The organism is Aestuariivirga sp., assembly GCF_037139295.1.
Lineage (GTDB): Bacteria > Pseudomonadota > Alphaproteobacteria > Rhizobiales > Aestuariivirgaceae > Aestuariivirga.
Genome location: NZ_JBAXGR010000316.1, coordinates 1 through 1,510, shown reverse-complemented (window position 1 = coordinate 1,510; position 1,510 = coordinate 1). Strand labels below are relative to the sequence as shown.

At 60.6% G+C, this 1,510-nt stretch carries 2 protein-coding genes; both read right to left on the bottom strand.

Annotated elements, in window-relative coordinates:
- On the bottom strand, window positions 1–227 hold a 227-nt coding region (locus WCJ41_RS22275), incomplete at its 3' end, for a hypothetical protein (RefSeq protein WP_336908021.1).
- A gap of 44 nt (window positions 228–271) precedes the next feature.
- The coding region (locus WCJ41_RS22270; protein ID WP_336908020.1) for a molybdopterin-dependent oxidoreductase at window positions 272–1,510 on the bottom strand (1,239 nt) is incomplete at its 5' end.

The following is a 1,510-nucleotide window of genomic DNA, read 5'->3' as shown; positions in this document are numbered from 1 at the left end:
GTGATGATTTGCTTCTGGTCATCCTCGGTGATGGGTGCGCCCATGACATGCACCATCTTGCCCACGGTCTCTGTCCAGCCCTTCTCGTCCTGGATCGGCGAGTTCATCTGGACGAAGTCGAGGCTGTGGCATGCCGCGCAGTTGCCTTCGACAACGTCTAGACCATCGCCGGGCTTCAGGACGATTGTAGATTCGTCGGAGCGGACAACATCTGTGCTCAAGGCCATGAGGAGACAAGCGCCAGACAAGGTAAATGTGATGCTTGACTTCATCATGCTGCCTCCACGTTCACAGTCTGGATGACGTTGTTATGATAGCCGGACGGGCTGAAAATGAGCTTCGAGACCTGGCTCACGCCCTGGGCGTTGGTAGCGCGCGCCATGACGGCGTAACTGCCGGGGTCTGTCGGCGTGAAGGACAGCGACCATTGTCGCCAGGAGAAGCGACCAAGATCCTCGCCAAGTACTGCCGGGCGCCAATTCTTCCCACCATCGGTTGAGACATCGACCTCCGTAATGCCGTGTCCCCCGTCCCAGGCGATGCCGCGCACGTCCACGGACTTTCCGACGGCAACGGCCTGCCCCTCGCCGGGGCTGGTGATCAGCGAGTTCACGACCACCTCGGTGATAGGCGTGTTCTTGTCTGTCTCCTGCGTGATGAAGCGGTCGGTGAAGGAGAAGGTGCCGAGTGGCACGCGATAGGCCTTCGCCATCCAGTAGCCGCCTTGCGGCTTGGTGAGGGCGTTGATTTCAGTGACCTGCTTAGTCCAGTAGGTTGCCGTCCAGCCAGGAACGATGAGACGGGCCGGATATCCGTTCCAGTGAGGCAGCGACTCGCCGTTCATGTGTGTAGCGATCATCGTGTTCTCGTCCAGTGCCTTCCAGGTAGGAATGGACTTGACGAAGTCGGGGGTTTCCTCGACCACGCCGGACTCGCCACCATTGAAGGCTATCTCGATCGCGTCCGCCTTGAGGCCGGCCTTCGCAAGAATGTCTTTAAGCCGCACGCCCTTCCACTTGGCATTGCCCATGGCGCCATAGCCCCACTGGACGCCCATTACGTGTGGGTTGGAAAGGCCGCGGCGATTTCCGGCGCACTGACAAAGTGCAGCGAGTTCGACCTGCTCGAAATCTGTCGCGAGTTGCACCAGCGAGAGCTCGAAGGGTGTTGATGAACCATCGCCACCGATTTTCAGCCGCCACTCTGCAGCGTCCACCTCGGGAATGTTAGAGAGATGCCAGCGCACGAAGAACTCGTCATTGGGCGTGAAAGCCTTATCGAAGACTTCCATCGGCGTTTCGTAATTGGGCGGGCGATAGGACCGCTTGATCAACGGCTTCTTGCCAGGCAGGGCGTCGAGCACCGCAGCCTCACGCGCGCCTGACGGCAGCGCCGAAGGGCCCTGGTCCGGCGTAGCGGCGAAGCCCGGGCCGCCCACCAACCGAGCTGTGCTTGCGTAGGCAGCGAGTGTGGCTGCTCCGTTGAGCAGTTGCCGGCGTGTGGTCATGCG